Genomic DNA, 20,769 nt, shown 5'->3' on the forward strand with positions numbered 1-20,769 from the left:
AAGCCACTATATGCGGGGGGACACCCGGAATTGACAGGGAGACCCGGGGAACCTATAATAATACCATCCGTTGTGGCGGCCCCGGAAGAGGATGTCTTTGTCCGTAGGGGTGAGCGCTTTGTCATTTTGCGGCAAAAGGGGAATCTTTTCAGGAGGCGATAAGCATGGATGTCCGACTGGGCGATGTGTTAGAGATGAAAAAGGCGCATCCCTGTGGAAGCAGACACTGGTTGGTGCTGCGGGTGGGGATGGATTTTCGCCTCCGCTGCCAGGGGTGCGGGCATGAGGTCATGCTTCCGCGCAGCAAGGCGGAGAAGAATATCAAAAAAATCCTGCACAGTGAGGGGAACGAAGCATGAAAGAGTATTGGAGCAGGCGAATCCGGGATGCGGTGCCCTATGTGCCGGGTGAGCAGCCCAGGGGCAGGACGTTTATCAAACTGAACACCAACGAAAACCCCTATCCCCCTTCGCCCAAAGTAGTGGAAGCCGTAAAGTCGGCGGCGGGGGAGGGGCTTCGGCTCTATCCGGATCCGGAATGTGCCGGGCTGCGTGCAGCCGCCGCCAAGCTCCATGGGGTAACACCGGAACAGGTTTTCCCGGGAAATGGTTCCGATGAGGTCCTGGCTTTTTGCTTTCAGGCTTTCTTTGATCCGGAGCGTCCGATTCTTTTTGCGGATATCACCTACACGTTTTATGCTGTTTATACCGACTATTTTGGGCTCAAAGCCTGGCAGATCCCGCTGGATGAGGATTTTTCTCTTCCGGTGGAGCGGTTCTGCAAGGCTGAAAACTGCGGCGGCGTGGTCATCGCCAATCCCAACGCTCCTACAGGCCGGTCGGTGGACCTGGAGGATATCCGGCGGGTGCTGGAGGAGCATCGGGATGTGGTTGTGCTGGTGGACGAGGCCTATGTGGACTTCGGCGGCGTATCGGCCGACACATTGCTGAAGGAGTATGACAACCTGGTGGTCGTGCGCACGCTCTCCAAAAGCCGCGCGTTGGCCGGACTGCGGGTGGGCTATGCGCTGGGCAGTCCGAATCTGATCTCCGGGCTCTGTTGTGTGCGGGACTCCATCAACTCCTATACAGTGGACCGTCTGGCGCAGGCGGGAGCCGTGGCGGCGCTGGAGGATGGGCCCTACTTTGAGGAGATGAGAGAACGCGTAATCCGCACCCGGGAGCGGACGGAGGAGCGGCTGCGTGCAATGGGGTTTGCTGTCCTGGAGTCCAAGGCAAACTTCCTGTTTGTCAGCCATCCGAAACGCACCGGAAAGGCGCTGTTGGACGGGCTGCGGGAGCAGGGGATTCTGGTGCGCTGGTTTGACCGGCCCCGTATCGGCAACTATCTGCGCATCAGTGTCGGGACGGACGATGAGATGGACGCCCTCCGTGCAGCCCTCAAGGCGCTGACGGAGGGCTGAATATGCGCTATGAAGGTGATATCTACCGTCCGCCCGGAGAGTGGAAGAGCTATCTCCTGCAGACCACGGTGGGGTGTTCTCACAACACCTGTACGTTTTGCCGGATGTATCGGGGGAAACGGTTCCATATCCGCCCTTTGCCGGATATCCTGGAGGATATCCGCATGGCAAAAGCCTGCTATGGGGACCTTCGTCGGGTGTTCCTCTGTGACGGAGATGCGATCATCATGAAAACGGAGGAACTGCTTTCGATTCTGGACGCCCTTTATGACGCCTTCCCATCCCTGGAGAAGGTGACCACGTATGCTGGGCCGCTGAGCACGCTTTCCAAAACACCGGAAGAACTGAAAACCCTGCGGAAGGCCGGGCTGACCCGTGCCTATCTGGGAGTGGAGAGCGGAAGCGACGCGCTTCTGCACGCGGTCAAAAAGGGGGCGGACGCGCGGCAGATGCTGGAGGCGGGAATCCGTCTCAGGGAGGCGGGCTTTGACCTCTGGGTCATGGTGATCCTGGGTCTGGCCGGCCCTGGTGAGGCTGGGCGGCGGCATATTCTGGATACTGCGGCCATGATCAATGAGATGCGCCCCAGGCATCTCTCGGCGCTGACGCTGACGCTGTATCCGGGCACAGATCTCTATCAGGAATGGAGAGCGGGAAGATTTCAGGCGGCCACGGCGCGGGATACCCTGCGGGAGGCACGATTGCTCATTGAAAAGCTGGAGGTGGACCCGCTCCACTTCACCTGCGACCATGCCTCCAATTACGTGCCTCTGAAGGGAAGCCTGCCCGAAGACCGTGCATACTTTCTATCCCGTCTGGACCAAGCGCTGGAGAGCGGTACTGGGATGCGGCCGGAGTGGAGCCGGGGACTCTGATGGAGGGACGGAAAAATGGGAGGGACAGGTGGAGAAGAATGCCTTTACTTCCTGCGGGTTACTTGTTATAATAGATAGGAAAACAAAATACGGAGTATCGCATTGGTGCAGCGACGCAGCTGCTGAAAAGGGAAGTCCGGTGAAAGACCGGCGCAGTCTTACCTCTACTGTAAGCGTGGACGACGGCGTACAAAAGCCCATTGGTAATGATCGATTGCCGAGAAGGGACGCCCGAGGGAGAAGCGCAAGCCAGGAGACCTGCCGTGCGGAATACACAAGCATGACTCTTAGGTGGAGAGCGGCAGTGCCATGCCCGTTTTCATGGTCCCTCTCCGCCCGGAGAGGGACCATTTTTTGTCGGGAGGCGGCGTATGGGCACCTTTGAACACTATATCTCCGTTGGCCGCGGCCGTCTCCGCTGCGGGTATACGACCGGTACCTGTGCCGCCGCTGCGGCACGGGGGGCGGCGGAGCTTCTGCTCACAGGGGAGATGCCCGCTCTGGTCCGGGTGGAGACGCCCGCCGGCATCCCTGTGGAAGCCGAGCTCTTAGAGCCGGCGTCGGGATGCGGATGGGCCTCCTGTGCGGTCCGGAAGGACGGGGGAGATGACCCGGACGCCACCCATGGCACCTTGATTTTTGCCAAGGTGGAAAAGACGAAAGCCCGCGAAGTCACCATCGAAGGCGGGGTGGGCGTAGGGCGGGTCACCCGGCCCGGACTGGACCAGCCGGTAGGCGAGGCGGCCATCAATCATGTGCCCCGGGAAATGATCCTTCGCCAGATGGAGGAAGTACGCCGGAAGGCGGGGTACTCCGAGGGGCTCCGGGTGGAGATCTCCGTTCCGGCAGGGGAGGAATTGGCAAAAAGGACCTTTAATCCCCGGCTGGGGATCACAGGGGGCATTTCTATCCTGGGGACCTCCGGCATTGTGCGGCCTATGAGTGAAGCCGCACTTATAGATTCCCTGCGTCTGGAGCTGGACATGCAGGCTGCGGCGGGGGCGGGAGACATCGTGGTGACTCCTGGTAATTACGGCGAACATTTTTCAAGGGAAGTTCTCCACCTGTCGCTGGACCACTGGGCCACCTGCTCCAACTATATTGGAGAGGCCATTGATCACGCAGCAGGGTTGGGATTTCGCAGCTTTCTGCTGGTGGGCCATCTGGGCAAGCTGTGCAAGGCTGCGGCGGGAAACATGAATACGCACTCCAGGGTATCCGATGCCCGGCGGGAGACCCTGGCGGCGCATACGGCCCTGTGCAGTGGGGACCGTACTGTTGTGGAGGCGGTGTTTCTGGCCATCACCACAGACGAAGCAGTTGATATTCTGGACCGCGCCGGACTGCGGGAGCCTGTAATGGCATCCCTGGCCGGTGCACTGGACCAGAGGCTCAAGGCACGGGCGGGAGAGGATATGGACATCGAGGCCATTTTTTTCTCCAACAAGCATGGGATACTGGGCCGGACGCCGGGAGCGGAGCGGCTGGCCGCGCTCCACGCCCCGGACTGAGACCATTTCAAACGGAAAGGAAGAGGAAACTATGATCCACTTTATTGGCGCGGGCCCCGGAGCCGCGGACCTCATCACTGTCCGCGGCGCACGGCTTCTGCGGGAAGCGGATGTGATCATCTATGCCGGCTCTCTGGTAAATCCGGCGCTTCTGGAGAACAAGAAGGAGGACTGTGCCGTCTATGACAGTGCCTCCATGACCCTGGAGGATGTGATAGATGTGATGAAGGCCACGGAGGCATCCGGAGGCACCACCGTTCGGCTCCACACCGGAGACCCCTCTCTTTATGGGGCCATCCGGGAGCAGATGGACCGCTTGGACGAGCTGGAGATCGCCTATGACGTAACACCGGGCGTATCCTCTTTTTCCGGTGCGGCGGCCGCGCTGGAGGCGGAATATACCCTTCCGGAGGTGTCGCAAAGCGTCATTATCACACGGATGGCAGGCCGGACGCCGGTCCCCGAAAGGGAAAAGCTGTCTAAGATGGCCTCGCATGGCTGCACAATGGTGCTGTTCCTCTCCACAGGACTCCTCGAAGATGTGGAGAGAGAGCTGATGGAGGGCGGATATGAACCCGATACCCCGGCCGCGATTGTCTATAAGGCCACTTGGCCGGAACAGCGGGTATACCGCTGTACGGTTTCCACCCTGGCCCGGACGGCAAAAGAAAACCAGGTTACCAAGACGGCCCTTATTACCGTGGGAGGCTTCCTGAGCGGCCAGTATGAGCGCTCCAAGCTCTATGATCCCGGATTTACCCACGGCTACCGGGTGGGGAACGAATCGTGAGACTGGCGCTCACCGCCTTTACCGCGCGGGGAGCGGCACTGGCCCAGGCGCTGGCGGAGAAATTGACGGGACTGGGAAACCGCTGCATGATAGCGGTTCCCGCACGGCTGAATTTGGCGGTCCCGACTTACGAGAATCTGGGCGCGTGGACGGGAGAACGCTTTGCCGACTGCGAGGGAATCCTCTTCATCGGTGCCAGCGGCATTGCGGTCCGGGCCATTGCTCCCTATGTGAGGGACAAGTTCACCGATCCCGCCGTTGTCTCGGTGGATGAGGCAGGGCAGTTCGCGGTACCGCTCCTCTCCGGACATGTGGGAGGAGCAAACGACCTTGCCAGGACTGTGGCGGCGATAACCGGCGGCAGGGCGGCTGTGTCCACTGCCACGGATGTAAATGGAAAATTTGCCGTGGATCAGTGGGCAAGGGAGCAAGGTTTTTTCCTTGACGGGAAAGAGGCGGCAAAGTGTATTTCGGCGGCCCTGCTGAGCGGTAAACCAGTGGGACTGAAAAGTGATTTTCCTATACAAGGAGAACTGCCGGACGGGGTGATAGAGGGTGTAGCGGAGTTGGGGGTTGCCATCACGCTGGACGTTGCCGCCGCGCCCTTTCCCATGACGCTGAGGCTGATCCCCAGGGTGTTGAATCTGGGGATCGGATGCCGCCGCGGCGTGACGCCGGAGGCCATCGCCGGAGCGGTGGGGGAGGTGTTGCGTGCTCACCGGCTTTCACCGAAGGCGGTCAGGCAGGTATGTACCATTGACCTCAAAAAAGGGGAGGCGGGACTGCTGGCCTTTTGCCGGCAGTGGGGACTGCCTCTGCGGACCTTTACTCCACAGGAACTGGCGGAGATTTCCGGCGAATTCACGCCTTCGGAATTTGTTCGGGGCGTCACGGGCGTGGACAATGTCTGTGAGCGTGCCGCTGTCCGGGCGGGCGGTGAACTGATCGTCAGGAAGCAGGCTGGGGGAGGCGTTACCGTAGCGGTGAGCCGTGAGCCCCTTGTGATATCATTGGAAGGAGAGAGCGCATGAGAGTGACCGTAGTGGGTTTGGGCCCCGGCGCGGGCCGGGACCTGACTGGTCGGGCGCGGGAGGCGCTGGAACAGGCCGAACTGATCATAGGTTATACCGCATATATCGAGCTGATTCGGGAGGAGTTTTCCCACAAAGAGATGCGCTCTACCGGTATGCGCAAAGAGGTGGACCGCTGCCGCGCGGCGGTGGAGGAGGCTGTGGCTGGAAAGGATGTGGCCATGGTGTGCTCCGGCGACTCCGGCATTTATGGTATGGCCGCACTGGTCTATGAGGTGGCTCAGGAATATCCCCCCATCGAGATCGAGGTTGTTCCGGGCATTACCGCCGCCTGCGGCGGAGCCGCTGTGCTGGGTGCCCCGCTGACCCACGACTTCGCGGTGGTATCCCTGTCGGACCTCCTTACGCCGTGGGAAAAAATCGAGCGGCGGCTCATCTGTGCGGCCCAGGCGGATTTTGTGCTCTGCCTCTACAATCCGGCGAGCCACAGCCGGCCGGACCATTTGAGGCGTGCCTGCGATATCCTGCTTGCGGCGGGAAAGGCGCCGGACACGGTCTGCGGCTTTGTGCAGAACATCGGCCGGGAGGGAGAGTGCGCCGTGCTTACGACGCTGGCGGCGCTGCGGGACACGAAGGTGGATATGTTCACCACGGTCTTTATTGGCAGCAGCCAGACCCGGGTGCTGAATGGGAAGATGGTAACGCCGCGTGGCTACCTCCAGCGGGAGAATTGAGCGGAAGGAGAGGGGAAACACCCATGCATATTCTGCTGTTCGGAGGCACTTCCGAGGGACGTGAGCTTGCGGAATGGCTGGCGGGAGAGGGCGTGGGCGTTACGCTCTGTGTGGCTACGGGATATGGGGCCTCTCTGATCCCCAGTGATCCCCGCATCCGTGTCCATACCGGCCGGTTGGACCGATCCGGCATGGAGGGGCTGATGAGGGAAGGTCGCTTTGAACGGGTGGTGGATGCCACACATCCCTATGCCGTGGAGGTCACCCGAAATCTCCGGACTGCGGCAGAAAACGCCGGGCTTCCTTATCAGCGCCTCCTGCGGGATGGCGCGGTCAAGGGGGACTGGATCTGCGTGTCGGATCTGGCAGGAGCGGCGGAGCGGCTCACAGCGGTTGAGGGCGGCATTCTGCTCACCACCGGGAGCAAGGAGCTTGCCCCCTTTGCCGTGCCGGGGCTGCGGGATCGCTGCTTTCCACGGGTACTGCCCAGCCTGGACTCTCTGGGGCGCTGTCTGGAGTTGGGCTTTTCGCCCGCGCATGTTCTGTGTATGCAGGGGCCCTTTTCCAAGGAGCTGAACCTGGCGATTATCCGCCAGTATGGGATTGGGGCGCTTGTGACCAAGGCGTCGGGCGGGGCCGGCGGCTTTTGGGACAAGGTGGAGGCCGCACGGGAAGCTGGCTGCGCCCTCGTGGTGGTGGAGAGGCCCTGTCAGGAGACAGGAAGGAGCCTGGAAGAGTTAAAAACGGATTTCAAGGAGGCGCTGCGGTGAAACCAAAAGTATGCCTGATCGGCGTGGGAATGGGGAACCCCGCCACGCTGACAGCAGAGGCGGAACGGGCGATTGAAGCCTGCCCTGTGCTGGTCGGGGCCCCCCGCCTGCTGGAGCCCTATCAGAAGGGAAAGAATTGTGTGCCGCTCATTGCGGCGGCGGACATCCTTGCCTATATTGAGACCTGCGGCGAGAGTCCGGTGGGGGTGCTGCTCTCCGGGGATGTGGGCTTTTACAGCGGCGCCAAAAATCTGTGGCCGCTGCTGGAGGGATACGAGGTGGAGAGCCTCCCTGGTATCAGCTCCCTGGCCTACCTATGCACCAAGCTGAAGACATCCTGGCAGGACGCCCATGTGGCCAGCGCCCACGGACGTATACTCAATGCGGCTGGCGAGGTGCAAAGCCACGCCAAGACCTTCCTTCTCACCGGCGGAAAGACCAAGGCCCAGGATGTATGCCGGGCCATTGCCGAATGGGGCATGGACTGGGTGGAGATCTCCGTGGGGGAGAACCTCTCCTATGCGGAAGAGCGTATCGTTACCGGCACGGCCGCGGAGCTGGCGGAGCTGGAGTTCTCGGATTTGGCCGTACTGCTGTGCCGGAATCCCAGCCCTGTTTTCCGGGGCGTTTCCAACTCCGGCATTCCGGACGACGCGTTTCTCCGGGGAGATGCCCCCATGACCAAGGAGGAGGTCCGCACCATCTCCCTTTCCAAACTGAGACTATGCGCCCACCACGTCCTCTGGGATGTGGGCGCGGGCACCGGCTCGGTCTCGGTGGAGGGAGGACTTGCCCTTCCGGCCGGACGGGTGTATGCCATAGAGAAGAAAGCGGACGCGCTGGAGCTGCTCCGCAGGAACAAGGAGCAATTTGGGGTCTCCAACCTCCACGTCGTACCCGGGACAGCCCCTGAAGTCCTGGACGGACTGCCGGCACCGGACCGGGTGTTTCTGGGGGGGACCTCCGGAGATATGGAGGCGATCCTGCGCGTTGTATTCGAAAAGAACCCCGCCGCGCGGGTGGTGGTCAATGCTATCACCCTGGAGACGCTGGCCGAGGCGGTACGGTGCTTCCGGACTCTGGGCCTCTCCGGCGTCGATGTGCTCCAGGTTGCCGTCACCAAGACGCGGGAGGTGGGCCGCTACCACATGATGAACGCCCAGAATCCGGTATGGATCATCAGCGGGGAGGGGCGGCCCGGTGAGTAAGACGCCTCGGCTCCTCCTCTGTGCCCCCGCCAGCGGAGGAGGTAAGACCACGATGACCTGCGCTATTCTCCAGGCGCTGGTAGACCGCGGAATGCGGCCAGTTGCCTTTAAATGCGGACCTGACTACATCGATCCCATGTTCCATAGTGAGATCATTGGGGCAAAATCCCGGAACTTGGATCTGTTTTTCCTGGGGGCGGACACGACATGTCGACTGCTTGCGGAGAACACGGCGGGGAGCAGTCTGGCCGTGGTCGAGGGAGTCATGGGTTATTATGACGGCATCGGAATGAGCAGTGACGCAGGCACCTATGATCTGGCACGAACCACAGGGACGCCGGCGATACTGGTGGCGGACGCCAGAGGGCGGGCCCTCTCTGCGGCCGCCCTGGTAAAGGGACTGGCGGAATTCCGGCCTGACAGTGGGATTCGGGGCGTGATCCTGAATCGCTGCTCCCCCATGCTGTACCCGCGCCTCAAAGCATGTGTGGAGGAGGAGGTCGGGATCCCAGTGTTTGGGTACCTGCCCCTCATGTCGGAGTGTGCGCTGGAGAGCCGCCATCTGGGCCTGATCACGGCCGCCGAGGTGGGAGATCTGCGGGAAAAGCTGCGGAGGTTGGCGGAACAGGCGGAAAAAACGCTGGATATAGACGGCCTCCTGGCCCTTTCCGGCGCTGCGCCGGATCTCACGTATACGCCGGAAAAACCGGTGAAAATCGCGGGGACTCCTCCAGTGGTGGCTTTGGCCAGAGATAACGCGTTTTGCTTTTATTATGAGGACGGCCTGGCGGAACTGCGGCGGCAGGGCGCTGAGCTGGTGGAGTTTTCCCCCATGGAGGATACTGCGCTTCCTGCTGGGGCCTGCGGGCTTTACCTGGGGGGGGGATACCCGGAGCTGTATGCCAGACGTCTTTCAGAGAACATCGCCATGCGAAAGGCGGTGCGAAAAGCCGTGCTGGGCGGGATGCCCTGTGTGGCTGAGTGCGGCGGATTCCTCTATCTGCATCAGAGCATGGAGGGCAGCGACGGGGAGAGCTACCCTATGGCCAATGTGCTGGAGGCCCGGGCGTACCGCACCGACAGAATGGGGCGGTTTGGATATGTGACGCTGACAGCGGAGAAAGACAATCTACTCTGCCGCGCGGGAGAGACCCTGCCTGGGCATGAATTCCACTATTGGGAGAGCACAGACCCCGGGGCGGGATTTACAGCGCGAAAGCCCCAATCGGACCGCAAGTGGGACTGTGTCCACACTTCGGCCCGTCTCTACGCCGGATTCCCGCATTTCCATTTTGCATCCAGACCCGAGGCCGCCCGGCGATTTACTGCGGCCTGTGTCAGATATAGGGAGGAATTGCAATGAGATTAGAGGATATCCTCACGCAGATCGCGCCCGCAGAGCAACGAGCCATGGCGGAGGCGAAGCGCCGGTGGGATGCCGTCGCTCACCCGCTGAACAGCCTGGGCATGTTGGAGACGGATGTCATCCGGATCGCCGGAATGACAGGAAGCCCTAACATAGATATCTCCAAGCGGGCTGTGGTGGTCATGTGCGCCGACAACGGCGTGGTAGAGGAGGGCGTCACCCAGACGGGGCAGGAGGTCACGGCGATTGTCACGGAAAACATGTCCACCGGGGACACCTCCGTGTGCCGGATGTCTCACGTGGCTGGCGCCGATGTGATTCCTGTGGACATTGGTGTCGCCCGCCCGGTAAAGGGCGGGAAGATCCGCCAGAAAAATATCCGGCGGGGAACAGCCAATATGACCCAAGGTCCGGCCATGACCCGTGAAGAGGCGGAGCGGGCCATCCTGACGGGGGTGGAGTTGGTGGGCGAGCTCAAGGAACAGGGCTATCGGCTGCTGGCCACCGGAGAGATGGGCATTGGAAACACCACCACCTCCAGCGCCGTCGTCTCTGTCTTGCTGCGTCAGGAGCCGGCAGACGTGACAGGCAGGGGCGCCGGGCTCTCTACAGAGGGGCTCCGCCTGAAGATCAGGGCCATCGAGACCGCCATCGCCGTGAACCGCCCCGATCCGGCGGATGGTCTTGATGTTCTGCATAAGGTGGGCGGGTTGGATATCGCCGGGCTTGCCGGAGTATTCCTGGGGGGCGCCTATCACCATATTCCCGTGCTCGTGGACGGGTTTATTTCCTCTGCGGCTGCGCTGGTGGCGGCCAGCCTGTGTCCGGCGGTAAAGGACTACATGCTGGGCAGCCACGCATCGAATGAGCCGGCCGGAAAGCTGGTGCTGGAGGCGCTGGGGCTCACTCCGTTCCTCTACGCGGGCATGTGTCTGGGTGAGGGGACCGGGGCAGTGGCCGTTATGCCGCTGCTGGACATGGGGCTTGCGGTCTACCGGGAGATGTGTACCTTTGAGGCCACGAACATCGAGGCATATCAACCGCTGACATAAAGCGGAGACGGGGCGGAGAACGGCGATGCTTATTTTGGTCAGCGGCGGCTCGGCAAGCGGAAAATCACGGTATGCCGAGGAACTGGTGGTCCGCACCCAGGCGGGAGAGCGGATCTATGTGGCCACAATGCAGGTTTGGGATGCTGAGAGCCGGAAGCGGGTGGAGCGGCATCGGGCCATGCGGGCCGGAAAGGGATTCCGCACGGTGGAGCGGCCGGTCCGCCTCGGAGAGATGCCGGTCCCCGAAGGGGCGGTGGTGCTGCTGGAGGACCTTTCCAACCTCGCGGCCAACGAGTGGTTCGACGGCGGAGACCGGGCGGGAGTCCCTGAGAGGGTGCTCACAGGGATACGGAAGCTGCGGGACCGGTCATCCACTGCCGTGGTGGTCACCAATGAGCTTTTTTCCGACGGAGTCTGCTATGATCCGGAGACGGCGGCATACCTGGCATGTCTCGCCCAACTCAATCGGGTCATCGCGGCCCAGGCGGACAGGGTCTATGAGGTGGTCTGCGGCATACCTGTCTGCTGGAAGGGGGAGTAGGATGTGATGCGATCTCTTTGGATTGCGGTGGCGATGTACTCCAAGCTCCCAGTGCCTCAGGTGGAGTGGGATCGAAAGAGTCTCTCCTGGGCGCTGTGCTTTTTTCCAGTGGTGGGGGTGGTGATCGGTCTGCTTCTGGGGTTGTGGCTGGAGCTGTGCGCACTGTTGGATATCGGACCCTGGCTCCGGGCCGCTGGGGCGTTGCTGCTGCCCGTGGCGGTGAGCGGGGCCATCCACTTGGACGGCTTCTGTGACACGGCCGACGCGCTGGGCTCCCACCAGCCTAGAGAAAAAAAGCTGGAAATATTAAAGGACTCCCACACAGGAGCCTTTGCCATCATCTGCTGCTGCCTGTATCTCATCACCTTCTTTGCGGTATGGTGCGAAGCGGAGCCGACCGGCGGCGCGTTCTGGGTTCTGTGCCTAGGGCCGGCGCTGTCCCGCAGCCTGTCCGGCCTGGCGGCCTGCTCCTGGCCCAACGCCCGTGGGAGCGGTCTGCTGGCAACCTTTACGCAGCCCATGGACGCCAAGCGGGCGCGGGTGGTGCTGGTACTGTGGGTAATCGGCTGCTGCGCCGGAATGCTGTGGCTGGACCTGTGGGCCGGAGCATTCACGGTGGCTGGGGCGCTGCTGTCCTTTCTCTACTATAGGGTCATGTCTACACGACAGTTTGGAGGTGTCACCGGGGACCTGGCGGGATTTTTTCTCCAGATCTGTGAATGCGCTATGGTGCTCCAGGTAGTACTGGCCCAGCGGATCGAGGTGCTGTTATGATTTTGCTCATCGGCGGTACAGGCCAGGGCAAGCTGGCTTATGCCATAGAAAAGACAGGGTGCGGCCCGGAGGATGTGGCCTGTGACCCTGAGGCGGCAAGAAGGAAACCGATTTTTGTCGGCCTGGAGTCTTGGATACGGGAACATCCGGACGAAAACCTGGAGGAAAAGCTGGACACAGTCCTCGAGGATAACCCGGACGTGGTCATCCTTTGTGACGAGGTGGGCTGTGGGGTGGTGCCCATCGATCCTGGAGAGCGGAGCTGGCGAGAGGCAGTGGGACGCCTGTGCTGTGTGCTGGCCCGGCGGGCGGACCGGGTGGAGCGCATCTTCTGCGGACTGAGTATGGTGTTGAAGGGGGAAGGGGCATGGAAGTGATCCTGGTACGGCACAGTGTGACCCAGGGAAACAAGGAAAAGCGCTTTGTGGGACGGCTGGATGTACCCTTGGCGCCCGAGGGGGAGACGCTGGCCCGCGAGACCGCACCGCTGCTGCCCACGGTGGAGCATCTCTATATCAGTCCCATGCTCCGCTGCCGCAGGACGGCGGAACTGCTGTGGCCGGGGGTGGAACACACGGTTGTGGACGATCTGCGGGAGACCGACTTCGGCCCTTTTGAGGGGAAGAATCATGAGGAGCTCAAGAGCGATCCTCTCTACCAGCGATGGCTGGCGGGGGAGATGGCGGTGGGTGAGCCCGCCGAAGACTGTGCCCGCCGGGGTTCCAGGGCGCTGGGGCAGCTTGCCGACGATGCTGCCGCGCGGGGCTATGAGCGCATTGGCGTGGTGTCCCACGGAGGTCTTCTGATGGGGATGCTCACGCTCCATGGCCGGCCGAGCCGGGAGCGCTTTTACGATTGGTATCCCCAGAACTGCGGCGGCTACCGGGCCGAACTGTGCAGAGACCCTCTTCGGCTGGACATTCTGGGGACCGTCGGGAGGGTCAGGGCATGAGCCTTACCCTGCGGCTATATGCTCTTCTGTTGGGGGTCTGCCTGGACCTTCTGCTGGGAGACCCCCACTGGATGCCCCATCCGGTACGGGCCATCGGCGCGTTGATCGCCGGACTGGAAAAGCTCCTGCGGACGGTTTTTCCCAGGGGAGAGCGGGGCGAACTGGCGGCAGGCGGCGTTCTGGTGGTACTGGTGGGCGGAATATCCACCGGCGTCACCGTGCTGATCTTATGGCTGTGCGGACGGATCCATCCCTGGCTGGCGTTTGCCGCACAGACGGTACTGTGTTATCAGCTTCTGGCTGCCCGCTCCCTGCGGGACGAGAGCGTAAAGGTCTACCGGGCCCTGCGGGACGGGACCCTGGAAGAGGCCAGGCGTGCTGTCTCCATGATCGTGGGACGGGATACAGACCGGCTGGACAGGACCGGCGTTGCCAAGGCGGCGGTGGAGACCGTGGCCGAGAACGCCTCCGACGGCGTGATTGCGCCTCTTCTGTGTCTGGCCCTGGGGGGAGCGCCTCTGGGAATGCTCTACAAGTCCGTCAATACCATGGATTCTATGGTAGGGTACAAGAATGACCGGTATCTCTACTTTGGCCGGGCGGCGGCCAAGCTGGATGATGTGGTGAATTGGATCCCGGCCCGTTTGGCGGGCGTACTCATGTGTCTGGCGGCCCGTCCCGCAGGATTTGATGGAAAAAACGCGTGGCGTATCTTTAAGCGGGACCGAAAAAATCACAAGAGCCCCAACTCCGCCCATACGGAGGCGGCCTGCGCCGGGGCGCTGGATGTGGAGCTGGCCGGGAGCAATTATTATTTTGGCACGTTAGTGGAAAAGCCCTCTATCGGAGACGCCATGCGCCCGGTGGAGGCTGCGGATATTCTCCGCGCCAACCGGCTCATGTATGCCACAGCTTTCCTGGCCATGGTGCTTTTTTGCGGGATACCCCTGCTGCTGAGCCTGGCCTGAGGGCAGGAGAAAGAAAAGAACGAAAGGAGGGGGGATCGGATGAAAGCGTATACCCACGGCGGCGACATTCTCACTGCCAAGATGGGGTTTCAGGGGGAAATCGTGGACTTCTCCGCCAATCTGAATCCGCTGGGCATGCCGGAGTCCGTGCGCCGGGCGGCGGCCGCCGCAGTAAAGGGAGCCGTTCATTACCCAGACCCCCTGTGCCGCGTGCTTACCGAGGGGATCGCACGGCGGGACGGCGTGGAGCGGGAATGGGTCCTCTGCGGCAATGGAGCGGCGGATCTCATCTTCCGGCTGGCCTTTGCACTCAGGCCCAAGCGGGCCCTGGTCACGGCGCCTACCTTTTCGGAGTATCAGGAGGCCATGGAAGCTGCGGGAAGCGAAGTGGTCTACCACCGTCTGACACCTGACAACGATTTTAACTTGACAGATGCTGTGCTGGAGGATCTGGACGGACGCTTGGAGATGGCTTTCTTTTGCACGCCCAATAATCCCACCGGGCAGCCTATTGCGCGCGGACTCATGGAGCGCATTCTGGAGCGATGCGCGGGCAGGGGGATACGGCTGGTGGTAGACGAGTGCTTCCTGGCCCTATCCGACAGCGGGGAGTCGGGGGGCCTCGCCGGATACGTGAAGTCCTATCCCAATCTGCTCCTGCTGCGGGCTTTTACCAAGTGCTATGCCATGCCGGGACTGCGGCTGGGCTACTGTATCACATCGGATACGGGTCTGCTGGACCGACTCTCCCGGTGCGCTCAGCCCTGGAGCGTATCTGCTCCGGCCCAGGCAGCCGGAGTGGCGGCCTTGCAGGAGCCCCTCCATCCGCTGTTGGCCCGGCAGTTGATTGAGGTGGAGAGACGCTGGCTGACCGGCGAGTTGACCGGCTTGGGTCTGCGGGTGTTTCCCAGCGCGGCAAATTATCTCCTTTTTCAGAGGGCGGGCGTGACGGATCTGAGAGAACGGCTTCTGAAGCGGGGAATCCTCATCCGCTCCTGTGCCAACTATGTGGGGCTGACAGAGGACTACTATCGGATCGCGATCCGCCTGAGGGGAGAAAATGAACGGCTTGTCCGGGCATTGAAAGAGGTGCTGTAAATGGCAAAAGCGATCATGATCCAGGGGACTGCCTCCAATGCGGGAAAAAGTCTGCTGGCGGCGGGGCTGTGCCGTATTTTTCATCAGGACGGCTATCGAGTGGCCCCTTTTAAATCCCAAAATATGGCGCTCAATTCCTTTATCACCGCAGACGGTCTGGAGATGGGAAGGGCTCAGGTGGTCCAGGCGGAGGCTGCGGGAGTAGCCCCCGACGTGAGGATGAATCCGGTGCTCCTCAAGCCCACCAACGATACGGGAAGCCAAGTCATTGTAAACGGCGTGCCCCGGGGGACCATGGGGGCTGTGGCGTATTTCAAGTACAAAAAGGCGCTGATTCCTGAGATCATGGCGGCCTTTGAGAGCCTCTCCGCTGAGAACGACATCATCGTGATCGAGGGGGCGGGAAGCCCGGCGGAGATCAACCTCCGCCAGGATGATTTTGTCAACATGGGTATGGCTAGACTGGCAGGCGCTCCGGTGCTGTTGGCGGGAGACATCGACCGCGGCGGCGTATTTGCCTCTCTCTACGGGACGGTGAAGCTTTTGGAACCGGAGGAGCAGGCGCGGATCAAGGGCCTTCTCATCAATAAGTTTCGTGGCGATGTGGAGATTTTGCGGCCTGGACTGGTCACATTGGAGGAGCTCACCGGCAAGCCGGTATTGGGCGTAGTGCCCATGCTGGATGTGGATGTGGACGATGAGGATTCTCTCTCCTCCAAAATGAGGGGGGAGGGGCAGGTGGGACTGCTGGATATCGCGGTGATTCAACTGCCCCGCATCTCCAACTTTACGGATTTCAACCCTTTGGAGCGTCTCTCCGGAGTAACGGTGCGCTATGTGCGCACTCCGGGGAAGTTCGGAAATCCTGATTTGGTGATCCTTCCGGGCACCAAAAGCACGATGGATGACCTCAAATGGATGCGTCAAAATGGGCTGGAGGCCAAAGTGCTCCAGCATGCCAGCCGGGGCGGAGCCGTGTTGGGCGTCTGCGGCGGCTATCAGATGCTGGGGCGCACCCTTTCTGATCCCGATGGGGTGGAGAGCGGCGGAGAGCTGGCCGGTATGGGACTGCTGCCCGTTTCCACGGTGTTCCGGGGGGAAAAGACCCGGACACGGGTGAAAGGGACCTATTTCGGTGCCCAGGGAGTCTTTGCCGGCCTCAACGGTGTTCCTTTCGACGGGTATGAGATTCATATGGGAGACACGACTCTTCTGGATGAAGGAAAGCCTCTGACAGAGATTACCACGCTGGATGGGCAGACCAAGCGGGATGGCGCATCCTGTGGTAACATCTGGGGCAGCTATGTGCACGGTATTTTTGAGCGGGCAGAGAGCGCCCAGGGGCTGGTCAATGCGCTCTTTGCCACGAAGGGACTCTCCTCCACCGCCGCTGCGATAGACTATCGGAGCTATCAGGAGGAGCAGTACGACAAGCTGGCCGCCGGGGTGCGGGAAAGTTTGGATATGGAGCGGGTATACCGTATTTTGAACGGCGAGGAATAGAGATATGAAGGTAGAATTGCAGAGAGTAGCGCCTGCGGACATCGAGGCGCGGAGCATGGAGATCATTCAATCGGAACTGGGAGAGCGGAGCTTCCCGGCAGAGGTGCTGCCCGTGGTGAAGCGGGTCATCCATACCACTGCCGATTTTGATTATGCCGATCATCTGGTATTTTCCGAAGGCGCGGTACAGAGAGGCGTGGAAGCCATCCGGCAGGGCTGCACGATCGTCACCGATACCCAGATGGCACGTTCTGGGATCAATAAACGGGTATTGGAGCGGTTTGGCGGCGAGGTGCTCTGCTTTATGTCCGACGTCGACGTGGCCAATGAGGCCAAAGAGCGGGGGGTTACCCGGGCAACGGTCTCCATGGAGCGGGCCGCGCGGCTGAAGGGGCCTTTAATCCTGGCTCTGGGAAATGCGCCCACAGCGTTGGTCCGGGCCTGCGAGCTCATGGAGGCTGGAGAGCTGAGACCTGCGCTGGTCATTGGCGTGCCGGTGGGCTTTGTCAATGTGGTGGAGAGCAAGGAGCTCCTGCTCACCGAGCAGGTCCCCTATATCGTGGCTCGCGGTCGGAAGGGCGGGTCCAATGTGGCCGCCTGTATCTGCAATGCCATGCTGTACCTGGCGTCGGGAAACGCCAGAGAATAATATCGGAGGGGGTGGATACGATGGCCGGACAAGCTGTGTTGGTGGTATCCTTCGGGACCAGCCACCTGGATACGCTGGAAAAGACCATTCAGCCCATCGAGTGGGACATCGCCGGGCGTATGACGGGCAGAGTCCAGCGCCGGGCATTTACCAGCGGCATGATCCTCCGGAAGCTGGAGCGCCGGGACGGGCTGCATATCGACGATGTGCCGCAGGCCCTCTCACGCTTGGCGGCGGAGGGATTCGACGATGTGGTGCTCCAGCCCACACACATCATGAACGGAGACGAATACGATAAACTCGCGGCGCAGACAGAGCCGTTCCGGGAGAAATTTGTGCGCCTGGCCATAGGCCGCCCCTTGCTGACCACGGTACAGGATTACAAGGTCACGGCGCAGGCGCTCCTGCAGGTCCTGCCGACACGGGAGAAGGATACGGCGCTTGTCTTTATGGGGCACGGAACGGAACACTTCGCAAATCCCGCCTACTGTCAATTGGAGTATGTCTTTCACGATCTGGGGCGGACCGATGTACTTATCGGCACGGTAGAGGGATATCCCGGGGTGGAAGAGGTACTGCATCGGCTGGACGAGCGTCCGGGGGTGAAAAAGGTCGTGCTCTATCCGCTGATGGTGGTGGCGGGCGATCACGCCAAAAATGACTTGGCGGGGGATGAGCCGTACTCCTGGAAAAGCCGGATTGCGGCGCGGGGCTATGACGTGAAGTGCGTGCTTTCCGGATTGGGAGAGTATCCTGGGATTCGGGAAGTCTTTGTCCGACACGCCGAGGAGGCCGAATAAAAACGAAAAACAGGAGTGCGGCGGTGCCGCGAATTTCTGCAAGAGGAAATAAAGGAGAGCATTCTGATGAAGTATCGTGTTCCACGCAGGTTCAGGCTCTTGGCGGCGTCCATTGCCCTACTGGGCCTTATGCCGTCTGGCGCATCAGCTATGCACATCGCCGAGGGGATGCTGCCCAAGGCTTGGGCATTCGGTTGGATGGCGGTATGCGTCCCATTTGTAGTTTCCGGTTTTTTCTCTATTAAAAAGAAGGTGGACCTCAATCCCAAAGCAAAAGTGCTCCTGGCCATGTGCGGCGCCTTCGCTTTTGTCCTCTCCGCACTGAAGATTCCATCGGTCACAGGGTCCTGCTCTCATCCCACCGGAGTGGGGCTGGGCGCTATCCTGTTCGGGCCCACCGCCACCACGATCCTGGGGCTCATCGTCCTGCTTTTTCAGGCGCTGTTGTTGGCCCACGGCGGCCTGACCACTTTGGGCGCTAATGTTTTCTCTATGGCCATCGTAGGACCTTTTGTGTCCTGGGGTGTTTATACGTTACTGAAAAAAGCGAAGACCAAGCCCTCTGTGGCCGTATTCTTTGCCGCAGCCCTGGGGGACCTGCTCACCTATGTGACCACATCCGTTCAATTGGGCGTGGTCCACGGCAACTTTGGAGAGTATCTGGCTATCTTTGCCGTGACCCAGATTCCTCTGGCCATTGCCGAGGGGCTGCTGACCGTGGTGGTGTTCAACGTGCTGGAAAAATACTCTGCCGTGGAGCTCCAAGAGCTCTCTGTACTATAAAGAGGGGGGAAGAAGCATGAAAGTCTGGCAGAAAAACGTGATTCTGATTGCCTTGGTCGTCCTGTTGGCCGCCTTCCCTCTCTGGTATTGTAAGGATGCGGAGTTTGGCGGAGCCGATGGGATCGCCGGAGCGCTCATCGAGGAGACCAATCCCGACTATGAGCCTTGGTTCGAGCCCTTGTCGGAGCCTGCCAGCGGGGAGATCGAGTCCCTGCTTTTCGCGCTCCAGGCGGCGCTTGGTTCCGGTGTCGTGTGCTTTGTGCTGGGGCGCATCACGGCGAGAAAACCGGAGGAATCCAAGAGGGTGTGACCATGGGGACGGATCGGTACGCATATTCCTCACGGCTCAAGGAGGTGGACCCGATCCCCAAGCTCTGGTTCTCTCTGACTGTGCTGCTGGTGTGCCTGTTCAGCGAGAGCATTTCCGTGGGTCTTGTGACGGCGCTTGTGATGGGAGTGCTCACGGTGAGGCTTGGGGGGCAGAGACTGGAGACGGTGCTCCATTTTCTGAAGATCCCGCTGGCTTTTCTGGTCATTGGCTGCGCTACCATCGTATTGCGGCCGATTTCTGAGGAAACGGAGGCGCTGTGTGCCTTTCACCTGTTGGGACAGTTCCGGTGGGGGATCACTGTTGGTTATCTCCAGATGGGCCTGATGGTTTTTTGCAAAGCGGTGGGCGCCATCTCCGCCATGTATTTTTTGTCGCTCAATACGCCTGTGACCGATCTCACCATGGCGCTGGAGCGGCTCCATGTGCCCAGGCTGCTGGTGGAGCTTATGGAACTCATCTATCGGTTTATCTTTGTCCTGATGGACACGGCAGGGCGTATCCGCGTGGCCCAGGAGTCCAGGCTCGGCTATCAGGGGTTCCGGCAGAGTTTGGACTGTGTGGGAACAATGCTTTCGCTGGTGTTTCTCCGGGCTTGGAGGCAGGGAGACCGGGTGTACGCTGCACTGGAGGCCAGAGGATATACCGGGAGTCTTGTTACGCTGCCCATGGAGTACCAGGATGGGAAAAAACTCTATTTCTGGGGCATTGGCGTAGTAGCGCTGCAACTTCTGGTATTTTTCGCGGAAAGCGGGGTGCTGAAATGACCTATGCCATTGAGGCGAGGGACCTTTATTATACCTATGAGGACGGCACGGTGGCGCTGGACCACATCTCGTTCCGGGCGGAGCGGGGGAAAATAACTGGGATTTTGGGCGCAAACGGGGCCGGAAAGTCCACCCTGTTTTTAAATCTGAACGGAGTCCTCACCCCGGCCGGCGGGGAAGTGAGGGTGGACGGCATCCCTGTCACGTACGATCGGAAGGGGCTCATATCCGTCCGCAAGCAGGTGGGTATCGTCTTTCAGGACCCGGATGACCAGCTTTTTTCCGCCGACGTATATCGTGACATCTCATTTGGAGGCGTAAATCTGGGACTTCCTGAGGAGGAGGTGCGCCGCCGGGTGGATGAGGCGATGGAGTGGACCGGTGTGACCCATCTGAAGGGAAAACCCACCCATGCGTTGTCCTTTGGGCAAAAAAAGCGTGTGGCCATCGCCGGGGTGCTGGTGATGGAGCCCAGCGTGGTGATTCTGGATGAACCTACGGCTGGCTTGGACCCCCAGGGGGTCAGCGATATTATGCGTCTCCTCGCCGAGCTGCGCGGCAGGCTGGGGATGACGATTATCATTGCCACCCACGATATGGATATCGTACCCCTTTACTGTGACTATGCCTACCTCCTCAACGGAGGGAAGATAGTGGCGGAGGGGACCACAGAAGCGCTTTTTTCCCAGCCGGAGCTGCTGCGGGAGAATCATTTGCGCCTGCCGCGCATCGCCCATCTGATGGAGATCCTGCGGGACAGGGACGGGCTGGACGCTGACCGGTCCGCCGCCACTATCGGTGCGGCGCGGAGAGAGATCAATAGACTGCTACAGGAGACGTGACATT

General features: G+C 60.8%; 24 protein-coding genes and 1 riboswitch. All 24 genes read left to right on the forward strand.

Going from position 1 to position 20,769, the window contains the following annotated elements:
- Positions 1-164 precede the first annotated feature (164 nt).
- The 24 genes from ABUA09_RS00225 to ABUA09_RS00340 all read left to right on the forward strand — a co-directional run bounded on the left by ABUA09_RS00225 (position 165) and on the right by ABUA09_RS00340 (position 20,765).
- Entirely contained in the window at positions 165-359 is a 195-nt protein-coding gene (locus ABUA09_RS00225) for a DUF951 domain-containing protein (RefSeq protein ID WP_033117172.1), read from the forward strand.
- The gene (hisC, locus tag ABUA09_RS00230) at positions 356-1,423 is read left to right on the forward strand and encodes a histidinol-phosphate transaminase (RefSeq protein WP_279204165.1); all 1,068 of its coding nucleotides are present in this window, start codon (positions 356-358) and stop codon (positions 1,421-1,423) included. Before ABUA09_RS00225 ends, hisC begins: the two co-directional genes overlap by 4 nt.
- Positions 1,424-1,425: 2 nt before the next feature.
- A complete protein-coding gene (locus ABUA09_RS00235; RefSeq protein ID WP_033117174.1) occupies positions 1,426-2,298 on the forward strand; it encodes a B12-binding domain-containing radical SAM protein in 873 nt (290 codons plus the stop codon).
- A gap of 85 nt (positions 2,299-2,383) precedes the next feature.
- A riboswitch (cobalamin riboswitch) is annotated at positions 2,384-2,578 on the forward strand.
- A 91-nt stretch (positions 2,579-2,669) separates the two neighbouring features.
- Entirely contained in the window at positions 2,670-3,809 is a 1,140-nt protein-coding gene (cbiD, locus tag ABUA09_RS00240) for a cobalt-precorrin-5B (C(1))-methyltransferase CbiD (protein ID WP_058117626.1), read from the forward strand.
- A 31-nt stretch (positions 3,810-3,840) separates the two neighbouring features.
- Positions 3,841-4,599 carry a precorrin-4 C(11)-methyltransferase gene (gene cobM, locus ABUA09_RS00245; protein ID WP_195614243.1) on the forward strand — a complete coding sequence of 253 codons (759 nt, stop codon included), beginning with the start codon at positions 3,841-3,843 and terminating at the stop codon, positions 4,597-4,599.
- Positions 4,596-5,630, forward strand: coding sequence for a cobalamin biosynthesis protein (locus tag ABUA09_RS00250; RefSeq protein ID WP_195614242.1), 1,035 nt, complete (start codon positions 4,596-4,598; stop codon positions 5,628-5,630). Before cobM ends, ABUA09_RS00250 begins: the two co-directional genes overlap by 4 nt.
- Positions 5,627-6,364, forward strand: coding sequence for a precorrin-3B C(17)-methyltransferase (gene cobJ, locus ABUA09_RS00255; RefSeq protein ID WP_195607584.1), 738 nt, complete (start codon positions 5,627-5,629; stop codon positions 6,362-6,364). The genes ABUA09_RS00250 and cobJ overlap by 4 nt, the downstream gene beginning before the upstream one ends.
- Before the next feature lie 23 nt (positions 6,365-6,387).
- Positions 6,388-7,134 carry a precorrin-6A reductase gene (gene cobK / locus ABUA09_RS00260; RefSeq protein ID WP_033117179.1) on the forward strand — a complete coding sequence of 249 codons (747 nt, stop codon included), beginning with the start codon at positions 6,388-6,390 and terminating at the stop codon, positions 7,132-7,134.
- Positions 7,131-8,342 (forward strand): precorrin-6y C5,15-methyltransferase (decarboxylating) subunit CbiE, encoded by a 1,212-nt coding sequence (gene cbiE, locus ABUA09_RS00265; RefSeq protein ID WP_082636029.1) that lies wholly within the window; start codon positions 7,131-7,133, stop codon positions 8,340-8,342. The genes cobK and cbiE overlap by 4 nt, the downstream gene beginning before the upstream one ends.
- Positions 8,335-9,705, forward strand: a complete 1,371-nt coding sequence (locus tag ABUA09_RS00270; RefSeq protein ID WP_195607582.1) for a cobyrinic acid a,c-diamide synthase CobB — start codon at positions 8,335-8,337, stop codon at positions 9,703-9,705. Before cbiE ends, ABUA09_RS00270 begins: the two co-directional genes overlap by 8 nt.
- Positions 9,702-10,760: a nicotinate-nucleotide--dimethylbenzimidazole phosphoribosyltransferase gene (gene cobT / locus ABUA09_RS00275; protein ID WP_033117181.1), complete on the forward strand. Its 1,059-nt coding sequence runs from the start codon at positions 9,702-9,704 to the stop codon at positions 10,758-10,760. Before ABUA09_RS00270 ends, cobT begins: the two co-directional genes overlap by 4 nt.
- A gap of 25 nt (positions 10,761-10,785) precedes the next feature.
- A complete protein-coding gene (locus tag ABUA09_RS00280; RefSeq protein WP_208319081.1) occupies positions 10,786-11,301 on the forward strand; it encodes a bifunctional adenosylcobinamide kinase/adenosylcobinamide-phosphate guanylyltransferase in 516 nt (171 codons plus the stop codon).
- A 6-nt stretch (positions 11,302-11,307) separates the two neighbouring features.
- Complete coding sequence (locus ABUA09_RS00285) at positions 11,308-12,075, forward strand: adenosylcobinamide-GDP ribazoletransferase (RefSeq protein WP_195607650.1); 768 nt, start codon at positions 11,308-11,310, stop codon at positions 12,073-12,075.
- Positions 12,072-12,452 carry a bifunctional adenosylcobinamide kinase/adenosylcobinamide-phosphate guanylyltransferase gene (locus ABUA09_RS00290; RefSeq protein ID WP_227151557.1) on the forward strand — a complete coding sequence of 127 codons (381 nt, stop codon included), beginning with the start codon at positions 12,072-12,074 and terminating at the stop codon, positions 12,450-12,452. The genes ABUA09_RS00285 and ABUA09_RS00290 overlap by 4 nt, the downstream gene beginning before the upstream one ends.
- Positions 12,443-13,027, forward strand: coding sequence for a histidine phosphatase family protein (locus ABUA09_RS00295; RefSeq protein WP_349948987.1), 585 nt, complete (start codon positions 12,443-12,445; stop codon positions 13,025-13,027). Before ABUA09_RS00290 ends, ABUA09_RS00295 begins: the two co-directional genes overlap by 10 nt.
- Complete coding sequence (gene cbiB / locus ABUA09_RS00300) at positions 13,024-13,995, forward strand: adenosylcobinamide-phosphate synthase CbiB (RefSeq protein WP_195614237.1); 972 nt, start codon at positions 13,024-13,026, stop codon at positions 13,993-13,995. The genes ABUA09_RS00295 and cbiB overlap by 4 nt, the downstream gene beginning before the upstream one ends.
- Positions 13,996-14,034: 39 nt before the next feature.
- Positions 14,035-15,093 carry a pyridoxal phosphate-dependent aminotransferase gene (locus ABUA09_RS00305; protein WP_058117636.1) on the forward strand — a complete coding sequence of 353 codons (1,059 nt, stop codon included), beginning with the start codon at positions 14,035-14,037 and terminating at the stop codon, positions 15,091-15,093.
- Positions 15,094-16,596, forward strand: a complete 1,503-nt coding sequence (locus tag ABUA09_RS00310) for a cobyric acid synthase (RefSeq protein ID WP_058117637.1) — start codon at positions 15,094-15,096, stop codon at positions 16,594-16,596. It begins immediately after the preceding gene.
- A 4-nt stretch (positions 16,597-16,600) separates the two neighbouring features.
- A complete protein-coding gene (locus tag ABUA09_RS00315) occupies positions 16,601-17,245 on the forward strand; it encodes a precorrin-8X methylmutase (protein ID WP_033117189.1) in 645 nt (214 codons plus the stop codon).
- Between the two features lie 20 nt (positions 17,246-17,265).
- Entirely contained in the window at positions 17,266-18,045 is a 780-nt protein-coding gene (locus ABUA09_RS00320; RefSeq protein ID WP_058117638.1) for a sirohydrochlorin cobaltochelatase, read from the forward strand.
- A 66-nt stretch (positions 18,046-18,111) separates the two neighbouring features.
- Positions 18,112-18,828 (forward strand): energy-coupling factor ABC transporter permease, encoded by a 717-nt coding sequence (locus ABUA09_RS00325; RefSeq protein ID WP_058118743.1) that lies wholly within the window; start codon positions 18,112-18,114, stop codon positions 18,826-18,828.
- A gap of 16 nt (positions 18,829-18,844) precedes the next feature.
- Positions 18,845-19,138 (forward strand): cobalt ECF transporter S component CbiN, encoded by a 294-nt coding sequence (locus tag ABUA09_RS00330; RefSeq protein ID WP_058117639.1) that lies wholly within the window; start codon positions 18,845-18,847, stop codon positions 19,136-19,138.
- A 2-nt stretch (positions 19,139-19,140) separates the two neighbouring features.
- The gene (cbiQ, locus tag ABUA09_RS00335) at positions 19,141-19,923 is read left to right on the forward strand and encodes a cobalt ECF transporter T component CbiQ (protein ID WP_058117640.1); all 783 of its coding nucleotides are present in this window, start codon (positions 19,141-19,143) and stop codon (positions 19,921-19,923) included.
- Entirely contained in the window at positions 19,920-20,765 is an 846-nt protein-coding gene (locus tag ABUA09_RS00340; RefSeq protein WP_058117641.1) for an energy-coupling factor ABC transporter ATP-binding protein, CbiO family, read from the forward strand. The genes cbiQ and ABUA09_RS00340 overlap by 4 nt, the downstream gene beginning before the upstream one ends.
- Positions 20,766-20,769: the final 4 nt, after the last annotated feature.

It is taken from the genome of Intestinimonas sp. RTP31139st1_F5_RTP31139_211217, assembly GCF_040226735.1.
Lineage (GTDB): Bacteria > Bacillota > Clostridia > Oscillospirales > Oscillospiraceae > Intestinimonas > Intestinimonas butyriciproducens.